The 21,056-nt window shown below is 44.8% G+C and carries 17 protein-coding genes; 13 read left to right on the top strand and 4 right to left on the bottom strand.

Annotated elements, in window-relative coordinates:
- Positions 1 to 327: 327 nt before the first annotated feature.
- Positions 328 to 1,590: an L-methionine/branched-chain amino acid transporter gene (gene yjeH / locus FKN08_RS11025; protein ID WP_170892110.1), complete on the top strand. Its 1,263-nt coding sequence runs from the start codon at positions 328 to 330 to the stop codon at positions 1,588 to 1,590.
- On the opposite strand, the gene FKN08_RS11030 is transcribed toward yjeH, so the two are convergent.
- Positions 1,591 to 3,036, bottom strand: a complete 1,446-nt coding sequence (locus FKN08_RS11030) for a PLP-dependent aminotransferase family protein (RefSeq protein ID WP_170892111.1) — start codon at positions 3,034 to 3,036, stop codon at positions 1,591 to 1,593.
- Between the two features lie 100 nt (positions 3,037 to 3,136).
- Between FKN08_RS11030 and FKN08_RS11035 the strand changes: the two genes are divergently transcribed.
- Complete coding sequence (locus FKN08_RS11035) at positions 3,137 to 3,793, top strand: pyridoxamine 5'-phosphate oxidase family protein (RefSeq protein ID WP_170892112.1); 657 nt, start codon at positions 3,137 to 3,139, stop codon at positions 3,791 to 3,793.
- Here FKN08_RS11035 and FKN08_RS11040 read toward each other — a convergent pair.
- Positions 3,774 to 5,096 (bottom strand): ATP-binding protein, encoded by a 1,323-nt coding sequence (locus tag FKN08_RS11040; protein ID WP_170892113.1) that lies wholly within the window; start codon positions 5,094 to 5,096, stop codon positions 3,774 to 3,776. The genes FKN08_RS11035 and FKN08_RS11040 overlap by 20 nt on opposite strands.
- Positions 5,097 to 5,099: 3 nt before the next feature.
- Complete coding sequence (locus FKN08_RS11045) at positions 5,100 to 5,792, bottom strand: response regulator transcription factor (RefSeq protein ID WP_170892114.1); 693 nt, start codon at positions 5,790 to 5,792, stop codon at positions 5,100 to 5,102.
- A 366-nt stretch (positions 5,793 to 6,158) separates the two neighbouring features.
- On the opposite strand from FKN08_RS11045, the gene FKN08_RS11050 reads away from it, so the two are divergent.
- Entirely contained in the window at positions 6,159 to 7,700 is a 1,542-nt protein-coding gene (locus FKN08_RS11050) for a hypothetical protein (RefSeq protein ID WP_170892115.1), read from the top strand.
- 12 nt (positions 7,701 to 7,712) lie between these two features.
- Positions 7,713 to 8,402 carry a hypothetical protein gene (locus FKN08_RS11055; protein WP_170892116.1) on the top strand — a complete coding sequence of 230 codons (690 nt, stop codon included), beginning with the start codon at positions 7,713 to 7,715 and terminating at the stop codon, positions 8,400 to 8,402.
- An 85-nt stretch (positions 8,403 to 8,487) separates the two neighbouring features.
- On the opposite strand, the gene FKN08_RS11060 is transcribed toward FKN08_RS11055, so the two are convergent.
- A complete protein-coding gene (locus FKN08_RS11060) occupies positions 8,488 to 9,489 on the bottom strand; it encodes an AraC family transcriptional regulator (RefSeq protein ID WP_170892117.1) in 1,002 nt (333 codons plus the stop codon).
- A gap of 107 nt (positions 9,490 to 9,596) precedes the next feature.
- Here FKN08_RS11060 and FKN08_RS11065 point away from each other — a divergent pair, with 107 nt between their 5' ends.
- The 9 genes from FKN08_RS11065 (at position 9,597) to FKN08_RS11105 (ending at position 21,017) form a co-directional block, all read left to right on the top strand.
- On the top strand, positions 9,597 to 9,923 hold the full coding sequence (locus FKN08_RS11065) for an MFS transporter (protein ID WP_046875867.1): 327 nt from the start codon (positions 9,597 to 9,599) through the stop codon (positions 9,921 to 9,923).
- Positions 9,923 to 11,146: a biotin/lipoyl-binding protein gene (locus FKN08_RS11070; RefSeq protein ID WP_170892118.1), complete on the top strand. Its 1,224-nt coding sequence runs from the start codon at positions 9,923 to 9,925 to the stop codon at positions 11,144 to 11,146. The genes FKN08_RS11065 and FKN08_RS11070 overlap by 1 nt, the downstream gene beginning before the upstream one ends.
- A 98-nt stretch (positions 11,147 to 11,244) precedes the next feature.
- Positions 11,245 to 12,567, top strand: coding sequence for an AarF/ABC1/UbiB kinase family protein (locus FKN08_RS11075; RefSeq protein WP_170892119.1), 1,323 nt, complete (start codon positions 11,245 to 11,247; stop codon positions 12,565 to 12,567).
- A gap of 112 nt (positions 12,568 to 12,679) precedes the next feature.
- The gene (locus tag FKN08_RS11080; RefSeq protein ID WP_005396363.1) at positions 12,680 to 14,026 is read left to right on the top strand and encodes a magnesium transporter; all 1,347 of its coding nucleotides are present in this window, start codon (positions 12,680 to 12,682) and stop codon (positions 14,024 to 14,026) included.
- 805 nt (positions 14,027 to 14,831) lie between these two features.
- Positions 14,832 to 16,070 (top strand): cytosine permease, encoded by a 1,239-nt coding sequence (codB, locus tag FKN08_RS11085; RefSeq protein ID WP_152815458.1) that lies wholly within the window; start codon positions 14,832 to 14,834, stop codon positions 16,068 to 16,070.
- Between the two features lie 9 nt (positions 16,071 to 16,079).
- Positions 16,080 to 17,357, top strand: a complete 1,278-nt coding sequence (locus FKN08_RS11090; protein WP_170892120.1) for a cytosine deaminase — start codon at positions 16,080 to 16,082, stop codon at positions 17,355 to 17,357.
- Between the two features lie 261 nt (positions 17,358 to 17,618).
- A complete protein-coding gene (locus FKN08_RS11095) occupies positions 17,619 to 18,257 on the top strand; it encodes an HD domain-containing protein (RefSeq protein WP_170892121.1) in 639 nt (212 codons plus the stop codon).
- Positions 18,258 to 19,016: a helix-turn-helix transcriptional regulator gene (locus tag FKN08_RS11100; protein ID WP_170892122.1), complete on the top strand. Its 759-nt coding sequence runs from the start codon at positions 18,258 to 18,260 to the stop codon at positions 19,014 to 19,016.
- A 147-nt stretch (positions 19,017 to 19,163) separates the two neighbouring features.
- Complete coding sequence (locus FKN08_RS11105; protein WP_170892123.1) at positions 19,164 to 21,017, top strand: MFS transporter; 1,854 nt, start codon at positions 19,164 to 19,166, stop codon at positions 21,015 to 21,017.
- Positions 21,018 to 21,056 lie beyond the last annotated feature (39 nt).

Consider the following 21,056-nt stretch of genomic DNA (forward strand, 5'->3'; position numbering starts at 1 on the left):
ATACTTACCAAGCTTTCCTTATTTTTCTCATTCTATACCGATTCTAACTGCATAAGAAACCAACATTTTGTTGGAAATATTTAAAACAACCGTCATATTGACGGCTCAGTAAATCATTTTGTTATTAAGATTTTGGATATGCTATTTGGTAAGCATGAGATGAGCACCGTTATCCATTCAAATAAAAGAGCGATAACGCATTGAAATCAAATACGCTTCTTATGCACTCAGCGCACTAGCGGGCTCATTAAACTCCAATAAATGAGATAATTAGAAGCCACAAGCGTTTTCGTCATAAGCCCTACAACATTGGATGAATCAATTAGCATGGAACAGCTCAAAAAAGACATTTCACTCACATCCGGTATCGCCCAACTATCCACAACATTAATGGGAACGGGGCTTTTTATGATACCAGCTATTGCAGCAGGCATAGCGGGTCATTTTTCACTATGGGCCTGGATTTTATTATTCATCGCCATTTGTCCTATTGCGCTGACTTTTGCCCAGCTAGGCAAGCGATATCCCAACGCGGGCGGAACCGCATTTTTTGTGCGTAAAGCATTTAACGCCAAGCTGGAAAGTAGTGTAGCTTGGCTATTTGTTAGTGTCATTCCGGTAGGGGTTCCGGCCGCGATTGCACTCGCCGCAGGCTTTCTACAGCAAATATTGCCAGAGCCTATTAGCAATAATCTGTTTGCACAAATTCTAACGGTATTACTTCTTGTGTTCGTCAACTTGATGGGCACTAAGTCATCAGGTCATTTACAAACTCTTATTGCTTTGAGTGTCTTTGCGCTCGTTGGCACATTTTTATGGAAAGGCGACGTTAACAGCGCCGATCTCGTGATGCCAGCTATCACACAAGAGTCAATTTGGCCTATTACCGCAGCGCTTGGCGTGATGTTCTGGTGTTTTGTTGGCATAGAGGCTTTTGCTCATATGGGGGAAGAATTCAAAAACCCTCAAAGAGATTTCCCTATTGCCATTATTGTCGGTTGTTTTGTAGCGGGAGCTACGTACTGGGCTTGCTCTGTTGTTATTTTAAAGTTTGGCGCGTATGGTAACGCTCAATTTGATAACGCATCCATCCCCTGGCTTAGTGCCCAACTACTAGGCGATGGAGCCAAATGGATAATCAGCTTGATAGGTTTCTCCGCTTGTTTCGCGAGCGTTAACTTATACACACAGAGCCTAGCGCGAATGGTCTGGGCTCAAGCTCGAGAACATCGTCCTTCTAGTCCACTAGCCAAGATTTCACGTCGTGGTGTCCCTTTCTCAGCCACCATATTAGTTGGCGGTACATTATTGATATCTTGTGTGATAGGAACCCTATCACAGCTCGATCTGGAGTTTTTCCTAAAACTCGCAAACAGTGTATTCGTTCTGGTTTACATGTTGGCGATGTTAGCCGCTTTTAAATTGCTTCGAGGATTTGGTAAAACACTTGCGGGACTGTCCCTACTGCTTTGTACCGGTGTTTTTATATGTTTAGGCTGGTCAATGTTTTATGCACTTGGCATTTTTACTCTACTTTTACTGCCTTGGAAACAGTGGCGACATAAGCGACAAACACGTGTAGTTGAATAGTCACCGCTTCCCATTTCGAAATATGTGAGCTAAGCGTTGGATACCAGCGTCTATGTTCTCTAACGCGATATTGCCGTAACCAAGCACGGCACCATGCCAGTGACGTGCTTGAAAATCTGGGTGTTCATAATAGCTCAAAGGTCGCAAGATGATCCCTTCATGCTCTGCTAGTTTTGTAAAACGCTGCTCATCCATACCGTCTTGCCATTTCAACGTAACATGAAGCCCCGCCGCTTGGCTAACGACGCAAACACGGTCGCCAAAATGTTGTTGAATGGATAAATGCATCTGTTCATGCTTAGTTTTGTACAGTCGACGCATTTTTCGAATATGACGTAATAACCCACCTTCAGTAATAAAATCTGCCAATGCTTCTTGTGTATGCGTCGGCGAATCACCACTTAACGCATCCTTAACCACCAAACATTGCTCTACTAAACGTTCAGGAACCACAAGGTAGCCAAGCCGCAATCCGTTAAACATTACTTTACTGAAGGAACCCACATACAACACACGATCATCTCGACCCATTTGAGCTGCTAGCCCCTGTAAGCTGGTGTAGGGACGATGAGCAAACTGAAATTCGCTGTCATAATCGTCCTCGATGATCCAACTTGATTGCTCGACCGCCCAGTTGATGATCTTTCCTCTTTGCTCGGTATTGAGTGTGGTACCCATCGGATATTGATTACTTGGTGTGATATACAGCGCATCGGCATCGCTTGAGGTCACAGCTTCCACATCTAAACCTAATTTCTCTCTTACGAACAAAGGCTCAAATTGATAGTTTTGGAACTGAATCAACTTCCGCATTTGCGCGTAACCTGGCTGCTCCATCAGAACCTTATCACCTTGTTTGAGCACTACCATCGTCGCAATTGACAACGCTTGCTGCGCCCCAGAGGTAATAATAATGCGCTCTGGGGAGCAATTTACTGAACGGCTTGATGCAAGGTAGTCAGCTAAAGCACAGCGCAATGCCCAACTGCCCTGAATATCTTGATTCCCTAGCAAGCAGGTGCGGGACATGTGGCGAGCAACTAGCTTTTGCCACTGCGCCATCGGAAATGCGTCCAAATCCGGCACACCCGGTGCAAATGCGCGGTTGATGTCAAAGTTGGTTTTCGGTGATGAGTCTCTCTGAACTGAACTAGGTTCAGGCAAGTACTGCTCCGGCAGTTCTACGGCAACATAAAAACCCGAACCTTTTTGGCTGTTCAAGTACCCTTCCGCCACTAACTGTTCGTAGGCAGAAATCACGGTATTCCTACTTAGATTAAGCGCTTGTGAAAGCTTCCGCGTAGAAGGCAACTTCCCATTCTTCACCCACAATCCTTGAACAATTTTCTTGCGAATAGCAAAAAACAACGCTTGCTGACGCGTTCCATCACTTTCTTTTAAATGTAGGTCACCGATATCAATCAAAGACAAACTGGATCCATCCATTAGTTAAAACTGGCTCTATTTAAGCTACCAGTTAAGCACTACATTGCAATCAAAGAATGAGGATCAAGCGCTCGTAATCGTGAGTAAACAAGGAGAGAAAATGCTATCCAACACCAATAGAACGGAAATTAAGAAAGGCGCACATAAAGCCGTCTCTGATATTAGAAAACTGCACGCCATCATAGATGAAAGCCTAATCGCTCATATTGCGATAACCAACGAGTCAGGCCCTGTGGTCATCCCTATGCTGGCATGGCGTGTGGATGATTACGTGTATATCCATGGTGCCAACAACAGTCGACTGTTACGCTCACTCAAACTAGGAGTCCAAACGTGCTTAACCTTTACTTTGTTTGATGGTTGGGTATTGGCTCGAAGTGCGTTTCACCACAGTGCGCATTATCGCAGTGCAGTGGTCTTTGGCCAGTTTGAGATGGTGGAGGATAACCAAGAGAAAGACAGGTTGTTGAATCACTTTATCGAACAGATCGCTCCAGGGAGAACAAAACAAGTCCGTTTGAGTAATGAAAAAGAGCTCAAAGCCACCATGCTGCTGCGTATCCCACTCACAGAGGCATCTGTGAAAATCAGCAATTTTGGCGTCAACGACGATGCGGAAGACATGGATATTCCTGTTTGGGCAGGTGTCCTACCCTACCGAACCGTCGTAGGTCCGCTGCAAGCTTGTGAAGATTTGTATGAAGGTATCGCTGAACCAGACTACCGCAGTGCCTACTCTAATCGTTGGCAGGAATAAGCACCGTAAAACGTGCACCGCCTAAGTGACTCTCGCCGACGGAAAGCTCCCAACCCAGTTGCCTCGCTGCACTGGTAGCGATGGCAAGCCCTAAACCAAAGCCTTTCATGTCGGCGTTGCGGCTTTTGTCTAAACGCGAAAATGGCATAAATACTTCTTCTCGCATCGCTTCAGGGATGCCCGGACCATCGTCCTCAATATCGATGCTCCAGCAATCCGCTACCATTCGAATCGTCACCTCAACGCAGGATTCACCGTAACGCTTGGCGTTTTGCAGTAAATTATCGAGGACGAGGTTACCCAAAGTAGGCTGAAAGTGAATCAATTGGTTCGCGAGTTCATTTTCTGCTCTCAACATGGTGGACTCTAAGCCTAGGTAATTCATGCGGCTTTTACACCAAAGAGGCAGTTCCATGGTTTCAACAGAATCGCTCAAAGAATGGTTTTTCACACTCAAGCGAGACAGCATGACAATGTCGGACGTTAAATCCGTCACTACATCAACGTATCGTTCAATATCGTCATGTAACTCTGCCTGCATTTCACCACTCGTGCGCCTAGCTAAATCCGTCGCTAGCTGAATACGACTCAGCGGTGTGCGCACTTCATGAGGAATAGCTTGAGTAAAGATGTGTGTTTGACGTACTCGTCTCTCAATCTCTTCAGACATGTTGTTGAAGCCTTGGGCGAGCTCTTTCACGGGTTGCGAAAATTGCTTTAGATCGACTCGCGTATTCAACTCACCATAACCAAATTGTTGTTGTGCAGCCGTTAGTTGTCGAATTTGGCGGTCAAGACGTCGTACAGGTATGTAAACCATAATGCCTAAACTGCACACAACAACCAAAAGTAGAGTCAGTATAAATACAATCTCAGAATCTTCATTCCAATCAACATCTGGGCTAAAGAAATCCGTTTTTTCTTTGAAAACTAAACTCTTCGAGGTGTTAGGTAAAGGGAATACCGCAGCATAGGTACTGCCATCAATAAGATAAACAGGTATCCCCTGTATTCGGTACAGCAGCTTACAATCTCGACAAGGCGGTGATCCGTCCCAGTTTTCAACCAATGTTAAATCAAAGATAAAGAAATCTTGCTTGCCGTTTTCGGTTAACTTCTTGTAGAGAGACTCTGGAGTGCCTCGTTGCTCAATGTATTGATCGACAAAATAAGCACCATCACTCAAAAAAACGCCGACTTCTGTTTTGCGCATGTACTCTTCCCCCATAAAGAGAAACAAAGCAACAGTAAGCGCAAGGCCAGTAACTAACCCCACATATAGACGAGTAAACAGGGAAAACATGCGTCATTTACCTGTCAGCATGTAGCCGTGGTGACGTATGGTCTTAATGGTAGCGGTATGGATATGAGCCTTATAGAATTTCTTCCTTAGTGAGGATATACGCATATCAATCGAACGATCAGTAATGCAGTATTCAATGCCTCTGGCAAGACGACAACATGATTCACGAGATACTGGCTTATCGACATTCAGCATCAGGAGCTCTAGAATTTCAAACTCAGAGCTCGTTAAACCAATATCTTTTTGCAAATAAAATGCTTGGGAGCGACGAAGACAAAGGCTAATGCCATATCGGCTCAGCTTTTCTTCTTCAACGGTATCAACTTGACGACGATAGCGACGTAGCGCCGCTTCAATACGGGCGAGAAGGATATTGCCTTTTATCGGTTTGGTAAGGTAATCATCAGCACCGAACTTAAATAAGCTCACCTCGCTCATTTCATCATCGGTTGCAGTCAAAACAATGATAATCCCATGATAAAATTTACGTGCCTCTTGGCATATTTCTGCGCCATTTTTTCCCGGCAACATCAAATCTAACAGCACTAGGTCCGGATTGAGTCCGTGAATCGTTTCTAATGCATTTTGACCGTTGTCGATAACGGTTACTGTATAGCCTTCGGCTTCGAGGTACATTTTGGTTAATCGAGCAATCTCAGAGTCGTCTTCTACCAGTAAGATTGTATTGCCCACCATGAATCATTTACTCCACCAATATGATGGAGGGAGTATATCGCTCGTCCTATACTGCGCAACCCACTTAAATGATAATTTTAATAAAAAGCGGGCTTACATACGCTTACAAACCATACATATACGATAATCCTAATCATTCCACGCCCCTAAAACCATACAATAACCTGATGTTTTATTTATTAGCAGAATATAGCTTCAAATAAAAAATAAATTTCGGAATAAAAATCTACTAGATTTTTAAATATATCGAATGATAGTCCTTACCAAAAAACAATATCGATATATATGACTTGGTTTGCTTATATAGACAGGACTTTATGTTGCTTCTAAGTTTCTTGCTCTAATAAAGTCTACGAGTAACATGAAATGAGATATTCCCAATTAACACCTTTAGCCATATTTTGCGCGATAAGTCTAACTGCTTGCGGCGGCAGTGAATCTAATTCGAAACCATCGACAACGACACCTCCAACACCACCAGCGCCAACATTGAGCACTGTCACAATCCCAACTGTCGTTTCTACAGAGCTTCCAGCCAAGTTAAAAGTGGCTGCTGATGCGGGCTTCACCCACTATGTGAAAATCTCCCTTTCTGAAGCAAATAACAATGATGCATTTCACATTGTGGCTGTTGATGACGGTGCGAATAATGAAAAAATCTTTCGTGCAGCCAAAATCATCCAACACCTTCTCACAAACCAACCAGACTCTAAGTACGGCGCTGACAAGTCTCGTATCGCTAAGACATTAGCCGAGCGTGATGCCACACTAATGCTGACCGAAAACGACGAACAGAATGATGAGATGTTAACCAAAATCTTTATCAACGAACTGATTCGCCAAGACAAACTGAACGATGCAGTGACAAACTCGGGCTTAGCACACTCTTTTGATACGAGTTCTCTAGAAAAGTTTGTTGTAAGCATGATGGTACTTAACGAAGAAGATATGGATACACTTGTCACATCTATCGTGGCAACATTAGTAAATAGTAAAGAAACACCAAACTGGCTAAGGAACAGCCAATCTTTGATGTATCGAGAACTGACAGTTGAAGGCGATTGCCATTACATGAGTAATTTTGCCGATTACTGTGCCAATCTTGGTAAAAAAGCCGAACGAGACGCCGCTTTTGAAGAAATTTTACACTTGGTCCAAGCGCAAGGTATTGCACCTAACACGGGGACTGCGGCACTGCAAAATGACATTCAAGCTCATGCGTTAAAAATCTATAACGATATTCAAGCGGGCAAACCGACGGTGTGGCGCCCAACTCAGTATGACTGGGACGATTGGAAATCGGACGACTTCGATCCTGAAAGTGTTAAACAAACGGGCCCTTCATATTCTCACGAATACTTTGCTGCCGCTTTTGAAGCTTACATGGGTGTAGCAAAAGCAAACGGACAAGGTTTAGATGGCTACCAAGCGTTAACACGTGAAGAAATGCAAACTCAAGATCCACAAGCCGTTGATTGGATCAGCGGCTTATTCCACGGATACTTGCAATACACCGCGAACATCGACTCTGCGGGCGTCAAACTTTACACAGAAAAGACAAATCCAGGCACAGTGCCTACCTTTCGTATGGCTCCCAACAAAGACGGCTTGATAGAAGCATACACCTACAAATCTCAGTGGCTGACAAAAGTGAAGATCATTGGCGACGACGCGATGAATGTGATCGGTAATGACCAAGACAATACCTTTGAAGGCAACAGCAAAGACAACAGCATTTATGGTGAAGGCGGCGTCAACACCTATATCGTGCCACACAAACTGGCAGAATGTACCGTTATCAAAGCAAAGAGCGTTTCTGTTGAGTGCCCGAGTACAGGCACTGACGAGTTGTACGACATTCAAAAGATCCAATTCACCGACCAAATCTTAGATGTAACCGAGTTATAAACGATGAAAAACATGAAGAAACTTACTCTATTCGCTCCCCTGCTCCTTGCAGGTTGTGGTGGCCTAGCCGTCATGGATCGTACTGATGCCGTAAAAGCACAACCAGAAATGCTGATCAAAACCGACGGAGATTTTTGGGGATTCGGTGCAGATGGCCATTTTGATTTTGCTGGTAAGTACAAAGGCAACTATTCACGCAGTGCTTCTAACTCAAGTTGGTTTAACCATATCTCTTTCAAAGAAGGTACGATGGGCGCAGAAGTGACTCGTATCGACAACGGGGAAACTTGGCTTCTGAGCTGCGCTGGAGGCGGTATGTCGGTTAACTACATGGGCGTCGATTTTGGTGGGAATGATCCTTACACCTGTGATATCACCCAAGATGGCGTCAAAGTGGGAGAATTTGCTATGGAGCCAAAATCCGCTCTCATCGACATCAGCTTCGAGAAAAAAGAGACTGGCGTAGTGCGTATCGGCAGCACCCACTTTAATGTAGAAACCGTACATACTAGTCCCGACGCCATGATGGCGGTAGACATTCCATTGGGTTATAGCTTTAAGGAAGGCACACAAGAAATTGCCGCTGTACAGACGAACGGTACCATTGCGGTACAAATGCTCCCAGAACTTAGTGAACAAAAAAAGGATGTGATTGCCATCGGCGCTGTTGCAAGTGCACTAAGCTGGCGCCCTAAGAAATAGCCATTACATTAAACAACACCAAAAATAGCAAAGCCCTCTACCTTGAGGGCTTTTATTGCTTGTTTTCATAAAGACAAGTGAAGCATTACTTTTCTAATCTTCCCGCATACTGCTTGGGCGTTAATCCACGATGTTTCTTAAACATACGATTGAAGCTCGCCACATTGGTGTAACCAAGGCGCATGGCTATGTCATCAATACTCACGCGCTTACTCAATAACCCAGCCGCAACATTACTCAATACATAGCCGGATACCATCGAGAAGTTGAGGCCTAATTTGTGCAAACGACGTTGAAACTGCTGTTCAGATAAATCAAGCAGAGAAGAAACGCGCTCTAACGTTGGCAATCCATAATGACTGCTGTAGTTCACCACTTCATAAATCACTTTCAACTCATCTTCTGGGTCGGGCATATTAAGCAAATCATCCAAATCGGAAAAACTCATCGCTAGACGGCTGTCCTCGCGATGGCTCACTTGGCGGGAAGCTAATCGGTCATCTCCCGGGATCCATATTTCTGTTTTTGGCTGACTCCATTCCACCTCGCAGCCGAAATATTCCCGGTATCGCTCAGTATTTTTTCTCGACCCTGAAATCTTGACGCGCAAAGGCTGATAGTCTTTACCAAGAAATTCGCGTAGCACTTTAATCATAAATACCGCACAGCGGATACTATCGTGCACCTTTACTGACGTTTCTATAAACGGATTGTGGTAAGTCCATTTGATGATTTTGCCCGACTGTTCGCCAGCGAAAAACGCCCCAGATTGTAAGTTACTCGCACCATAATTAACGCGTCGAATCGCGCTGGCTAAATCATTCCCAGAAAATAGCCAGCGTCCCACAGGTCCAAGCTTTTGCAGTTCAATACCTCGGCTGAGACTCAATACCACATCCGGGTCACCACTGGCTTGTTCAACACAACGATACCATTCTGCGACGGCTTTTAGCGGGATCAGTGTCATTGGGTTGTGAAACACCGACGACGGAATCCCCAGTTCATCCGAGCCCAAATTATATTTAGATAACGCGAGGTTATGCATGTTTAGAATGCCCATCGCGCGAATAAATCGAACCGTCTTCATTACCAATCACATCAAATTTAACCGCATATTGATTGAATCTGTCACAAAGAAAGACCTAAATCAAATCCAGATCACAATACGCCAACCGTTTGATAGAGGAGTGTTTAATGAGTTTACTGAGTGTCCCATTTGTCGGTACAGGCGCAGATACGGCGTTACATGTTGTCGCTGCTGTCGTTTTAATCGCGAGTGTCGCGGGCGCGTGTTACGGCTTTTGGAAAATCCATGAATTACCTATCAATAAAGCACACAGCAAAGACCATCATCAGATAGGGCTCATCACTGCGCTGACCTGGATAGGGTTTGTCTGGCACTGGGTTTGGGTGCTAGCCGTGATCTTTGCATTTGTTGATATGGAAAAAGCCATCATCAATCTGCGTGATACATGGAGAAGTAAACCGCAAACAGAAACACAGCCAAAAGAGGAAGCGTAATGTTAGAAGGTTTAGCGGTATGGGCTCTCTTCATCTATCTGCTGCGTTTGGTTGGCATGCCTTGGAACAAAGCAACCAAATCGTTCGCTTATCTTGGCGGTTTGAGTTGGCTAATGTTCGTATGGGTAGGTTTGATTAATTTCACCCCGATGGATTTATCCGGTGGTTCTGTCGTGCAGTCACCACACATCCAATTGCGTCCAGATTCAACCAATGTGAAGGGTAAAGTTGACCACATTTACATTAGGCCGAATCAGCAAGTTAAAGAAGGTCAGCTTATTTATGAACTTGACCCAACGCAATACGAAATCGCATTAAATCAGGCCAGCGTATCCGCCGATTCTGCACGAGTCGCATTAGCTACGGCAAAAGGCGACATCGAGATTGAAGAAGCGAATCATCAAGCATTGGTGCAAGATCTAGAAACATCAAAGAGCCAATTGGAAGCGGCGAACGTTGACTACAAATTGCAGAAAAAGATGCTAGATCGTTATGTTGAGCAAAACCGAGTGGTGCAAAACACCATCACGGAAAGCGACATCGACAAACAATCGAGTGCGGTTGATATGGCACGTCACAACGTGTTAACCCTTGAGTCTCAAATTAAGAAGAAACAAGTCGATATTTCACGCGCAAAACTGGCGATTCATAAAGCAGAGCTCGCAGTTGAAACCAAACAAGCCGAACTGCGCCAAGCTGAAGAGCAAATTGCAAAAGCGCAATGGGATTTGAACAGCACCAAAGTTCATGCCCCAACAGATGGCTTTGTCACCAACTTTATCCTGCGTGAAGGTCAGCGTGTATCGATGATGCCACGTATTAATATGTACACTAACGAGAAGTATGTGCTGATGCGAGTCAACCACCAGGCGATTCGTAACATCAAACCGGGTCAGCCAGCGGAATTCTCTTCGTCCGTTTACCCAGGCAAGATCTTCTCAGCGACCGTCGAAGGTATTGTTGAAGCAACAGGTGAGTCACAAGGTAATCTGCTGGGTTTCGATGATTCTGTTCGCGTGACAACCGGCAAGAACTTACAGAACAAACACCACTTTGTTCGTCTTAAGATTGATGAGCCAGAAGGCTACGACATTCCTGTTGGCTCTGTTGGCCTCGCATGGGTCAGCGGTGACAAACCGATAGGCTTCATGGCCTTCTTGGATGTGATTCGCGGGATCATCATTCGAATGAAGTCTCAGCTGTACTTCTTCTACTCCATCTAAACTCACAAACCGCCAGTTTCGCTGGCGGTTTTTTCATTTGTATCCAAACACATCCTTTTCCCGTATAACAATTAGTTAGTAAACAGCGGAGAAGATTCATGTCGGCAAAGGAAAGAAGCCTACCTACCCATCGTATCTCAAGGTTCAGCAAGTTCGCTTCACTTGCTACCCGTGTCGCAGGCAATGTGATTGCAGAAGGCACGAAACAAATTGCCAAAGGCAATAAACCAAAAGCGAAAGACCTCTTGCTGACGCCACAAAACATCGCACGGTTGACAGACCAACTTGCTCACCTACGTGGCGCTGCAATGAAGCTTGGTCAAATGCTATCAATGGATGCTGGTGATGTTTTAGAACCTGAACTCGCCGATATTCTTTCCCGCCTTCGCTCCAACGCAGACCCAATGCCTGCAAAACAACTGAACGGAGTCATGGAAAGTTCGCTAGGAACGAGTTGGAAAGCTGAGTTTCTATCATTTAACTTCAAACCAATCGCCAGTGCATCAATAGGACAGGTGCACCAAGCCTACAGCGATGCGGGCGATAACCTAGCCGTCAAAGTACAATATCCGGGCATACGAAAAAGTATTGATAGCGACGTCGATAATGTCGGTACACTGCTCAAGGTCGTTGGGTTGATTCCCGAGTCTGTCGACTACAAAGGATTGCTCGAAGAAGCGAAAAAGCAACTGCATGATGAAGCCGATTACACCCGAGAAGCGCAATTTGCGATTCGTTACCATGATGCTTTGAAGGAGCATCCTCATTTTGTCGTACCAAAGATTCACACTGAAAGTTGCTCAGACTCCGTTCTCGCCATGGAGTTTATTGACGGCGTACCCATTGAACACATCGAACATTATGATCAAAGTACGCGAGATTTTGTCATGCACAGTTTGCTCGAATTGCTGTTCAGAGAGCTGTTCGAATTCAAGATGGTGCAAACCGACCCTAACTTCGCCAATTACTTGTACATTGAAAGTACTCGCCAAATCGGCTTGTTAGATTTCGGTGCAACTCGCGAATACAGCGAACGGTTCAGTACCGGCTATCGCCAAGCTTTTGCGTCCGTCATGAATAATGACGAACAAGGCTTGAATGACGCGCTTGAACAAATTGGCTTCTTCAGCCAAACCATCCTACCTGACCAGCGCCAAGCGATTCTCGATTTAGTAAAAATGGCATGTGAACCCATGTTGGTTGATGAGCCATATGATTTTAAAGCCAGTGGCTTAGCGCAAAAACTTCGCGAAGCTGGCACTATTTTGAGCATGGAACAAGAGTACTGGCATACCCCACCTGCCGATGCCCTATTTTTACATCGTAAAATTGGTGGAATGTATTTGCTCGCAGCGAGAATTGGCGCAAAAGTGAACATTCGCCAATTGGTACAGCCATATCTCACTATCAACAGCGAATAGCCTATTGTTTTTCTGTTACTTTCAAGTACCTTGAGCAAGGTTAAGATGCATAGTTGTGCATCTCAATAACATGCCATACTTCCATAAAACGAATTAACTATCGGGGTACTCGGTGAGCAAGTTTCAAGATCTCTCCACTCTAATCCAGCAAATTGGCCAAGCCGAAGAAGCGGATCAAGTCGCAACGCTCAATGAATCTATTGAAGCGGGTCTCGAACCTGGCGCAGTCGCCCTAATTCTAGAAGCCTTTCCAATCGATGATCGTGTTCGCTTATGGCGAGCTTTGCCACTAGAACTGCATATCGACGTGTTAACGGAAATGCGTGCCGACGTACGTTTTTCTATCATCAATGCATTATCTGAAGTCGAGCTAAAACTCACCCTCGCTAAACTTGATAACTTATCGCTGATCGAATGGGCGGATTCGTTGCCTGAGTCGATCATCAACGAAGCGCTCGCGTTAATCGAAAAAGATGAGTTAGAGCTTTACGATCAGGCAAACGAATATGAAGATGAAGAACTCGGCCACTGGGCTGAGCGTAAAATCATCACCCTGCCCTTTAATATTACGATTGGAACGGCTAAGCAGTTAATGGAGCGCTATAGCTACGACACACCTCAACAAGTCTACCTGATCAACCGTAATAAACAGTATCGAGGGACAGTCAATTACTACGAAATTTTACGTAGTGATCCTGATACTCGCTTGAAAACACTCGTTATTGAAGCGGTGACGGTGCTAGACAGTAAGATGATGCTTCCCGAAGCGGTAGAAGCATTAGAGCACAGCACACTGCCCGCTCTACCTGTGACTGATGCAGACCAAACTCTGATTGGTGAAGTCGATTGGCAATTTGCATTAAGTACGCAACGTGAAATCTACGAAGCGCGCTTAATGGCCGGTACTGGTATGGATGAAGGCGATGACTTGTTTGCGCCAGTATTAAAAAGCTCGCAAAAACGCGGCGTGTGGCTGGGCATCAATTTGCTGACTGCAATTTTAGCGTCTGTCACTATCGGGCTATTTGAAGACGTGATTGCTCAAGTGGTGGCTTTGGCCGTACTAATGCCAATTGTTGCATCGATGGGTGGCATTGCAGGCAGCCAAACGCTGACTCTAATGGTTCGTGCGATGGCGCTTAATCAGATTACCCCAGGTAACCGATTCAAATTCTTAAAAAATGAGTTGGGCATAGGCTCACTGAACGGCATTGCTTGGGCGCTAATCATCGGCGGGTTAGCCGGATTGTGGTTCCAATCGCCAGTTTTAGGCGGAACCATCGCGCTGGCCATTATCGTCAACATTATTACCGCTGCTTTATTTGGTGTGTTGATACCCATTATTTTGGATAAGTTTAAATTGGACCCTGCTTTGGCTGGCTCGGTGATTCTAACAACAGTGACAGATGTGGTTGGTTTTTTCGCCTTTTTAGGGACGGCGAGTTTAGTCATGCTCTAAAAAGTCCACTGTTTATTAATCAATCATTAGCATAATAGAGTCAAATTGCATAACGCAGTTGCAAATTGCAAACAAACTCAAACTTTAAGCAACGCATGTCACAGAAACTACGTATTTTAGGGCATATTAAAGTTGGCACAGTAACTGCATTATATAAATCGACCCTTCTTAAGCCGAGGGTCACCTAGCCAACTGACGTTGTTAGTGAACTTGATTTTGTTCACATGTATATAAGCCAATCGCACTCTTTGCGGTTGGCCTTTTTTTTATGTGGCTATTGCTCTCTTATCCTCTGACCGAGCTCGGTTGTACTTTTCTTGCCCACAACAGATTGTTTACTGTTTATAAAATTCAAATATTCGCCCACTAAACCATTAGAAATACCAGCTTCAACAAAAACAAATCACCTACATAAAATAAAACCAAGAAAACACACCCCAAAAAAGAACAAATAACGTCCAAACCAAAAATCTCATCATGAAATCGTTTTCTTTTCATAGAAATCGACTGAACAATCCAGAGTTATAGATAAATTTAATCCATAAAAACAAATAGCAATTCAAAACATTCATTTCACATAGAAAACCTGTCTATAAATCATAGAAAATACGTAAAAATAAACTTTTCACTTTTAGAACTTAAAAACCAAACAATTGTTATTAAAAGAAAAAACAGACACCAAAAATCAAGCAAACGTTTAAATTGCAATTTTATCATTGACTATTAAATTTACATCACGATAATACGCGCCGTTTGCCTGAAAACCAGGTGCTATAATTTAATATTTCAATGTGCGGAGGTAATAATGGCTGGAGACAATAACTACAGTCTTGGACCAGTTCCCAACACGGCCAGAAAAGGCGTGGCATCACTAACCATGGTGATGTTAGGACTCACTTTTTTCTCCGCAAGTATGTGGACAGGGGGTTCTCTCGGTACTGGGCTCTCCTTTAATGATTTTTTCCTCGCTGTTCTCATCGGTAACCTAATCCTCGGTATTTACACTTCTTTCCTCGGTTACATCGGCGCTTCTACTGGTCTCTCTACTCACCTTCTTGCTCGTTTCTCTTTTGGTTCTAAAGGCTCTTGGCTTCCTTCTGCTCTTCTTGGCGGTACTCAAGTTGGGTGGTTTGGAGTTGGTGTCGCGATGTTTGCGATTCCGGTGCATAAAGCAACGGGCATCGATACCAATACTTTGATCCTTGTCTCCGGTTTGCTCATGACCGCGACCGTTTACTTTGGCATCTCCGCACTGATGGTGCTGTCAGCAATCGCCGTTCCCGCGATTGCACTACTTGGCGGCTACTCTGTCATCGAGGCAGTAAATAGTGTTGGCGGTATAAGCGAACTGCAACAGGTTCAACCAACCGAGCCACTCGATTTTTCAATAGCTCTCGCAATGGTTGTCGGCTCTTTTGTCAGTGCTGGTACATTAACGGCAGATTTCGTGCGCTTTGGCAAAAAGCCGCGCAGCGCCGTAATGATCACCATGGTGGCATTTTTCATCGGTAACTCGTTAATGTTTATCTTTGGCGCGGCAGGTGCGTCGGTGACTGGTCAATCAGACATCTCTGAAGTGATGATTGCGCAAGGTTTATTGATTCCTGCCATCATCGTACTTGGGTTAAACATTTGGACGACCAACGACAACGCGCTCTACGCATCGGGTCTTGGATTTTCCAACATCACTGGCTTACCAAGTAAATACATCTCGATGGCGAACGGGCTTGTTGGCACACTTTGCGCTCTCTGGCTCTACAATAACTTTGTTGGCTGGCTAACCTTCTTATCGTTGGCAATTCCACCGGTTGGCGGCGTGATCATCGCTGACTTCTTCACGAACCGTAAGCGCTACGCAAACTTTGAAGCCGCCCAGTTCCAAAGCGTAAACTGGGCTGGCATTATCGCTGTAGCGATTGGCGTTGGTGCGGGACACTTCCTTCCTGGCGTGGTACCGATTAACGCTGTACTTGGCGGCGCAATTAGCTTCCTGATTCTTAATCCTATTCTTAACAAAAAAGCACTGGCTACACAGCCAGCGTAAGGAACCATCATGACAACACTACTGATCAAAAACGTAACGCTAAAAGGACAAGAAGGTCTACAGCAAATTTTGATTGAAGATGGTCAATTCAAGCGCATTGAAAGCAACGATGTGGAGCTTAATCACAACGGTGACACCATCGATGCTGAAGGCGGCATGGCGGTGGCGCCTTTCTGCGAGCCGCACATCCACCTAGATACAACGCAAACCGCAGGCGAGCCAAGCTGGAACATCTCTGGCACATTGTTTGAGGGTATTGAACGTTGGGCTGAGCGCAAAGAAATGCTGTCGATTGAAGACGTGAAAACGCGCGCAAAACAAACCTTAAAATGGCAGATCGCAAATGGTGTACAACACGTTCGAACTCACGTAGATGTTTCAGACCCTACCCTAATTGCCCTAAAAGCGATGGTAGAAGTGCGTGAAGAGATGAAAGAGTGGGTAGACATCCAAATCGTTGCGTTTCCGCAGGAAGGTATTCTCTCTTACCCAAATGGCAAAGAGCTGCTAGAAGAAGCCGTCAAATTGGGGGCGGACGTTATTGGCGCGATTCCACACTTTGAATTCACACGCGAATATGGCATTGAATCACTGCACTACGTATTCGAGTTAGCACAAAAATACGACCGTCTGATCGACGTGCATTGTGATGAAATCGATGACGAGCAATCTCGCTTCGTTGAAACGCTGGCAGCATTAGCGCACAAGTTCGATATGGGAGGTAAAGTCACGGCCAGTCACACAACAGCGATGGGTTCTTACAACGGCGCATACGCATCTCGCCTGTTCCGTTTATTACGCATGTCCGGTATCAACTTCGTGGCAAACCCTCTGGTGAACATTCACTTACAAGGCCGTTTTGATGATTATCCGAAACGTCGTGGCGTAACACGAGTAAAAGAGATGCTGAATGCCAACATCAACGTCTGCTTTGGACACGATGACGTATTCGACCCATGGTATCCACTAGGCACTGCAAACATGCTGCAAGTGCTGCATATGGGTCTGCACGTGTGTCAGGTGATGGGTTACGACCAAATCAACAACTCACTGGATCTGATCAGCACCAATTCAGCACGTACACTGAACATTCAAGACAAGCACGGCATTGAAACAGGTAAGCCAGGTAGTTTACTGATTCTTCCTGCAGAAAATGTTTTTGACGCAGTACGTCGCCAAGTGCCGGTTCGCTACTCTGTTCGTCACGGTAAAGTCATTGCAGAGACACAGCCTGCGACGACTCATATTCATCTTGAACAAGCAGAGCAAGTGACGTTCAAGCGCTAAGGTTCGTAAAAATACCGACTAAAACGAAAAAGGGTCTGACGAAATCATCAGGCCCTTTTGCTATTGGCAAACGTCACTGCTGTTCTGTGTCTTACCACCTTAGTAGCCAACCGAACGCACAAAAATGCTATTTAAGATGACCCGAAACTTACCAAGTTGCATAAGGTTCTGATGGCTAAATCTCAATTACACTATTGAACTTGGAAATTCCTCTCTGCGTTCGGCATACTTCTGCCTTCACTTTAGTTGTAGATATAACTCATGACCTTATTAAGCCAGATAGAATCGCAATTTTTGGAATTTATGCAGCAAGAGATGCAAGTCGATGCGGCGCATGACATAAGCCATGTTCAACGGGTCGTAAACACTGCAAAAAAACTGGCTGTAGAAGAAGGCGCCGACTTATCTATTGTGCTTCCCGCCGCCTATTTACATGATTGTTTTACCTATCCGAAAGATCATCCAAACCGCAAGCAGAGCTCAATCATTGCAGCCAAAAAAGCGGTCGCGTTTTTAGAAAGTATCGATTATCCGCAGCAATACCATGATGCCATTGCCCATGCGATAGAAGCACACAGCTTTAGCGCTAATATCAGACCCAACACATTGGAGGCAAAAGTCGTTCAAGATGCCGATCGGCTGGATGCATTAGGTGCTATTGGCGTTACTCGCTGTATACAAGTGAGCACTGAGTTTGATGCGCAACTTTACGATGACAAAGACATCTTTGCTCAACAGCGAGAACTCGACGACAAACAATTCACTCTGGATCACTTCCAGACCAAGTTATTCAAAATCGCCGAAACCATGAACACAGAGTCAGCAAGACGCGAAGCGCAAAAACGCAAAGCCTTTATGCAAACGTATATAGAGCAATTACACGACGAGGTGACAGCGTAAATGTCTGAAAGCCATACGTTAATTAAAGAGCTTAAACGCCAGCTAAAGTTAGCTGGGCTGCATTACATCGATGTTGCACAACACCTTGATTTAAGTGAAGGCAGCGTCAAACGGTTACTGGCTGAAGGTCAACACATTAGCCTTGAACGCTTAGAACGAATTTGCCAATTGATTGGTTTAGAAATGGCGGAACTGTTTAAGCTCGCGGCTGCGCACAATAAAGGTCTAGAGTCGCTAACGTTAGAGCAAGAAAAGCAGTTGGTTGACGATAAAGCCCTGCTACTCGTGGCGATCTGTGTTGTAAATGGTTATCAGTTTGAACAAATCGTTCAGCAATACACCTTCAATGAGTTGGAACTGGTGCAAAAACTTGCTCATTTGGATCGTCTTAACATCATCGACTTGCAGCCAAATAACAAAATTCGTTTGCGTATATCTCCGACATTTAAGTGGCAGATGGGCGGCCCTATTCAACGGTTCTTCCAACAGCAAGTTCAAGACGCCTTTTTCCAAAGCTACTTTTCCGGTGAAGATGAACAGTTGTCCATGGCAACAGGATTGATGAGCATACCAACCAACAAGAAGCTGCAACAGAAACTGCAAAAGGTCATCGATGAGTTTTATCAGGCTTGCCAAAGTGATAGCTCTCTCGATATGGACGAGAAACACGGCACCTCTCTGATTATTGCGATGCGTCGCTGGACGTTCCCTCTGTTTGAACCATGGGAAAGAAAATCCACTCATAAGTCTCGAAATTAGTAACTCAATAAACAAATAAAAAATTAAAGTAACGAATTTCGTTACTTTTGGTGGCATGCAACGTCACTTGAAAGAGAAAGCTGGTTTAATCGTTCATTGAGCATAAAGTGCTCCTATCTCATTCGACTTTGTTTAATCGGGGCCAGCATGTTTTTCTCAAAACGCTTTTTTCCTTACTTTGTGACGCAATGCCTTGGCGCACTCAATGACAACATCTACAAAAACGTTCTGTTATTGATGGTGACTTACAGCCAAATTGATAACCTACCAATATCCGTTAATCTATTTGTTAATTTGGCGGCTGGCTTATTCATCCTACCTTTCTTTCTATTCTCTGCGCATGCTGGTGCCGTCGCTGACAGCATGGACAAAGCCAAATTAATCCGACGTCTAAAGCTCATCGAGCTGGCTATCATGTCTTGCGCTGCAACCGCTATTGCCACCCAAAGTGCCATGCTGATGCTTGCTCTTTTATTTATGACAGGCACTCAATCGGCTTATTTTGGTCCTGTGAAATACGCCTTGCTACCACAAGCGCTCAAACCAAATGAGCTTGTTAAAGGAAATGCTTGGGTTGAAATGGGCACGTTCCTTTCGATTCTTATCGGTACGCTAAGCGCAGGCCTACTGCTAGCCATTCCTAATGGTACCTTGATTGCTTCTTGTGTCGTGATTGCCTTGTCTTTGCTTGGGTTTATGAGCAGTGTGAATATTCCAACGATGCCTAGCCAATCGACTGACAAAGCGAAATTTGAACCGATTTCTGGTTTAAAGAACACGTTAAAAGTGGCAAAAAAACAGAGAGGCATTTGGATGTCTATTCTAGCCATCAGTTGGTTTTGGTTCATGGGTGCGACTTACCTGACTCAATTCCCTAACTTTGCGCGTGAACATTTGTTTGCAGACAGCACTGTCGTTTCTTTACTGTTGGCATTGTTTTCCATTGGCATCGCGACAGGCTCTTGGTTGTGTGAAAAACTTTCCTTCAACCACGTTGAGCTTGGTATTTTGCCATTCGGTATCCTTGGTCTGACCGTCTTTGGCGTCGACTTGCTATGGGCAGTCCCAAGTTATCCATCACTTCCGGTGCACTTTTATGATGTGCAAAGCTTCGTTGCCGAATCCAAACATCTGCGCGTCATGATTGACCTGTTCCTTGTTGGTGTAAGCGGCGGTGTCTTTATTGTTCCTCTTTATGCGTTCATCCAATCTCGTTCAAACAAAGGGGAATGTGCACGTGCCATTGCTGCTAACAACATCATGAATGCGTTGTTTATGGTGGTGTCTGCTTTGGTTTCGATCGTTGTACTCAGCGCACTAGAGCTTTCTATTGTGGAACTGTTTGCCATGATGGCAATAGGTAACTTCTTCGTGGCAATCTATGTCTATCGTCAAGTACCGGAATTTACACAACGCTTTATCAGTTATGTACTCAGCCATTGTATGTATCGTGTGTCAGTACAGGGGCGCCAACATATTCCTGAACAAGGTGCTGCGTTAATCGTGGCTAACCATGTTAGCTATGTCGATGCGTTGATTTTGATGGGAACCTCTACTCGCCCGGTTCGTTTTGTGATGGACAAGTCCATCAGCGAGCTGCCTGTTCTTAAATATGTTTTCCGTCATGCCGGTGTTATCCCGATCTGTTCTCCACGTAAGTGTGCCGACACTTACCGACGAGCATTTGAACAGATTGAACAAGCGCTTAACGACGGTGAAGTTGTCTGTATCTTCCCTGAGGGTCGTTTAACGTCTAACGGTGAATTGGGTGAGTTTCGCCCTGGTGTAGAGAAAATCCTTGAACGTAACCCTGTTCCTGTCATCCCTATGGCGTTAAAAGGGCTTTGGGGTTCTTTTTTCAGCCACAAAGGCGGACATGCTCTCACAAAACGACCGACTCGTTTTTGGTCAAAAGTGGATGTTGTTATCGGTGAAGTGTTAAGTCCTGCGTCTTTAAATCGTAATCAATTGCAACAACAAGTACAGGATTTACTGGGCTGAGTCGCTTGCTACAGCAGTCAAACTTTGCAGCAAAACGTA

This window comes from Vibrio sp. 1-2 (7-a) (genome assembly GCF_013048515.1).
Classification (GTDB): Bacteria; Pseudomonadota; Gammaproteobacteria; order Enterobacterales; family Vibrionaceae; genus Vibrio; species Vibrio diabolicus.

What these genes read in the sequence shown, in the direction of transcription:
- FKN08_RS11050 (WP_170892115.1), top strand. Translation starts at nt 6,159, where the DNA reads ATGAGATATTCCCAATTAACACCTTTAGCCATATTTTGCGCGATAAGT.
- FKN08_RS11070 (WP_170892118.1), top strand. Translation starts at nt 9,923, where the DNA reads ATGTTAGAAGGTTTAGCGGTATGGGCTCTCTTCATCTATCTGCTGCGT.
- FKN08_RS11095 (WP_170892121.1), top strand. Translation starts at nt 17,619, where the DNA reads ATGACCTTATTAAGCCAGATAGAATCGCAATTTTTGGAATTTATGCAG.
- FKN08_RS11105 (WP_170892123.1), top strand. Translation starts at nt 19,164, where the DNA reads ATGTTTTTCTCAAAACGCTTTTTTCCTTACTTTGTGACGCAATGCCTT.
- FKN08_RS11035 (WP_170892112.1), top strand. Translation starts at nt 3,137, where the DNA reads ATGCTATCCAACACCAATAGAACGGAAATTAAGAAAGGCGCACATAAA.
- FKN08_RS11030 (WP_170892111.1), bottom strand. Translation starts at nt 3,036, where the DNA reads ATGGATGGATCCAGTTTGTCTTTGATTGATATCGGTGACCTACATTTA.
- FKN08_RS11040 (WP_170892113.1), bottom strand. Translation starts at nt 5,096, where the DNA reads ATGTTTTCCCTGTTTACTCGTCTATATGTGGGGTTAGTTACTGGCCTT.
- FKN08_RS11065 (WP_046875867.1), top strand. Translation starts at nt 9,597, where the DNA reads ATGAGTTTACTGAGTGTCCCATTTGTCGGTACAGGCGCAGATACGGCG.
- FKN08_RS11075 (WP_170892119.1), top strand. Translation starts at nt 11,245, where the DNA reads ATGTCGGCAAAGGAAAGAAGCCTACCTACCCATCGTATCTCAAGGTTC.
- FKN08_RS11100 (WP_170892122.1), top strand. Translation starts at nt 18,258, where the DNA reads ATGTCTGAAAGCCATACGTTAATTAAAGAGCTTAAACGCCAGCTAAAG.
- FKN08_RS11045 (WP_170892114.1), bottom strand. Translation starts at nt 5,792, where the DNA reads ATGGTGGGCAATACAATCTTACTGGTAGAAGACGACTCTGAGATTGCT.
- FKN08_RS11060 (WP_170892117.1), bottom strand. Translation starts at nt 9,489, where the DNA reads ATGAAGACGGTTCGATTTATTCGCGCGATGGGCATTCTAAACATGCAT.
- yjeH (WP_170892110.1), top strand. Translation starts at nt 328, where the DNA reads ATGGAACAGCTCAAAAAAGACATTTCACTCACATCCGGTATCGCCCAA.
- FKN08_RS11090 (WP_170892120.1), top strand. Translation starts at nt 16,080, where the DNA reads ATGACAACACTACTGATCAAAAACGTAACGCTAAAAGGACAAGAAGGT.
- codB (WP_152815458.1), top strand. Translation starts at nt 14,832, where the DNA reads ATGGCTGGAGACAATAACTACAGTCTTGGACCAGTTCCCAACACGGCC.
- FKN08_RS11055 (WP_170892116.1), top strand. Translation starts at nt 7,713, where the DNA reads ATGAAGAAACTTACTCTATTCGCTCCCCTGCTCCTTGCAGGTTGTGGT.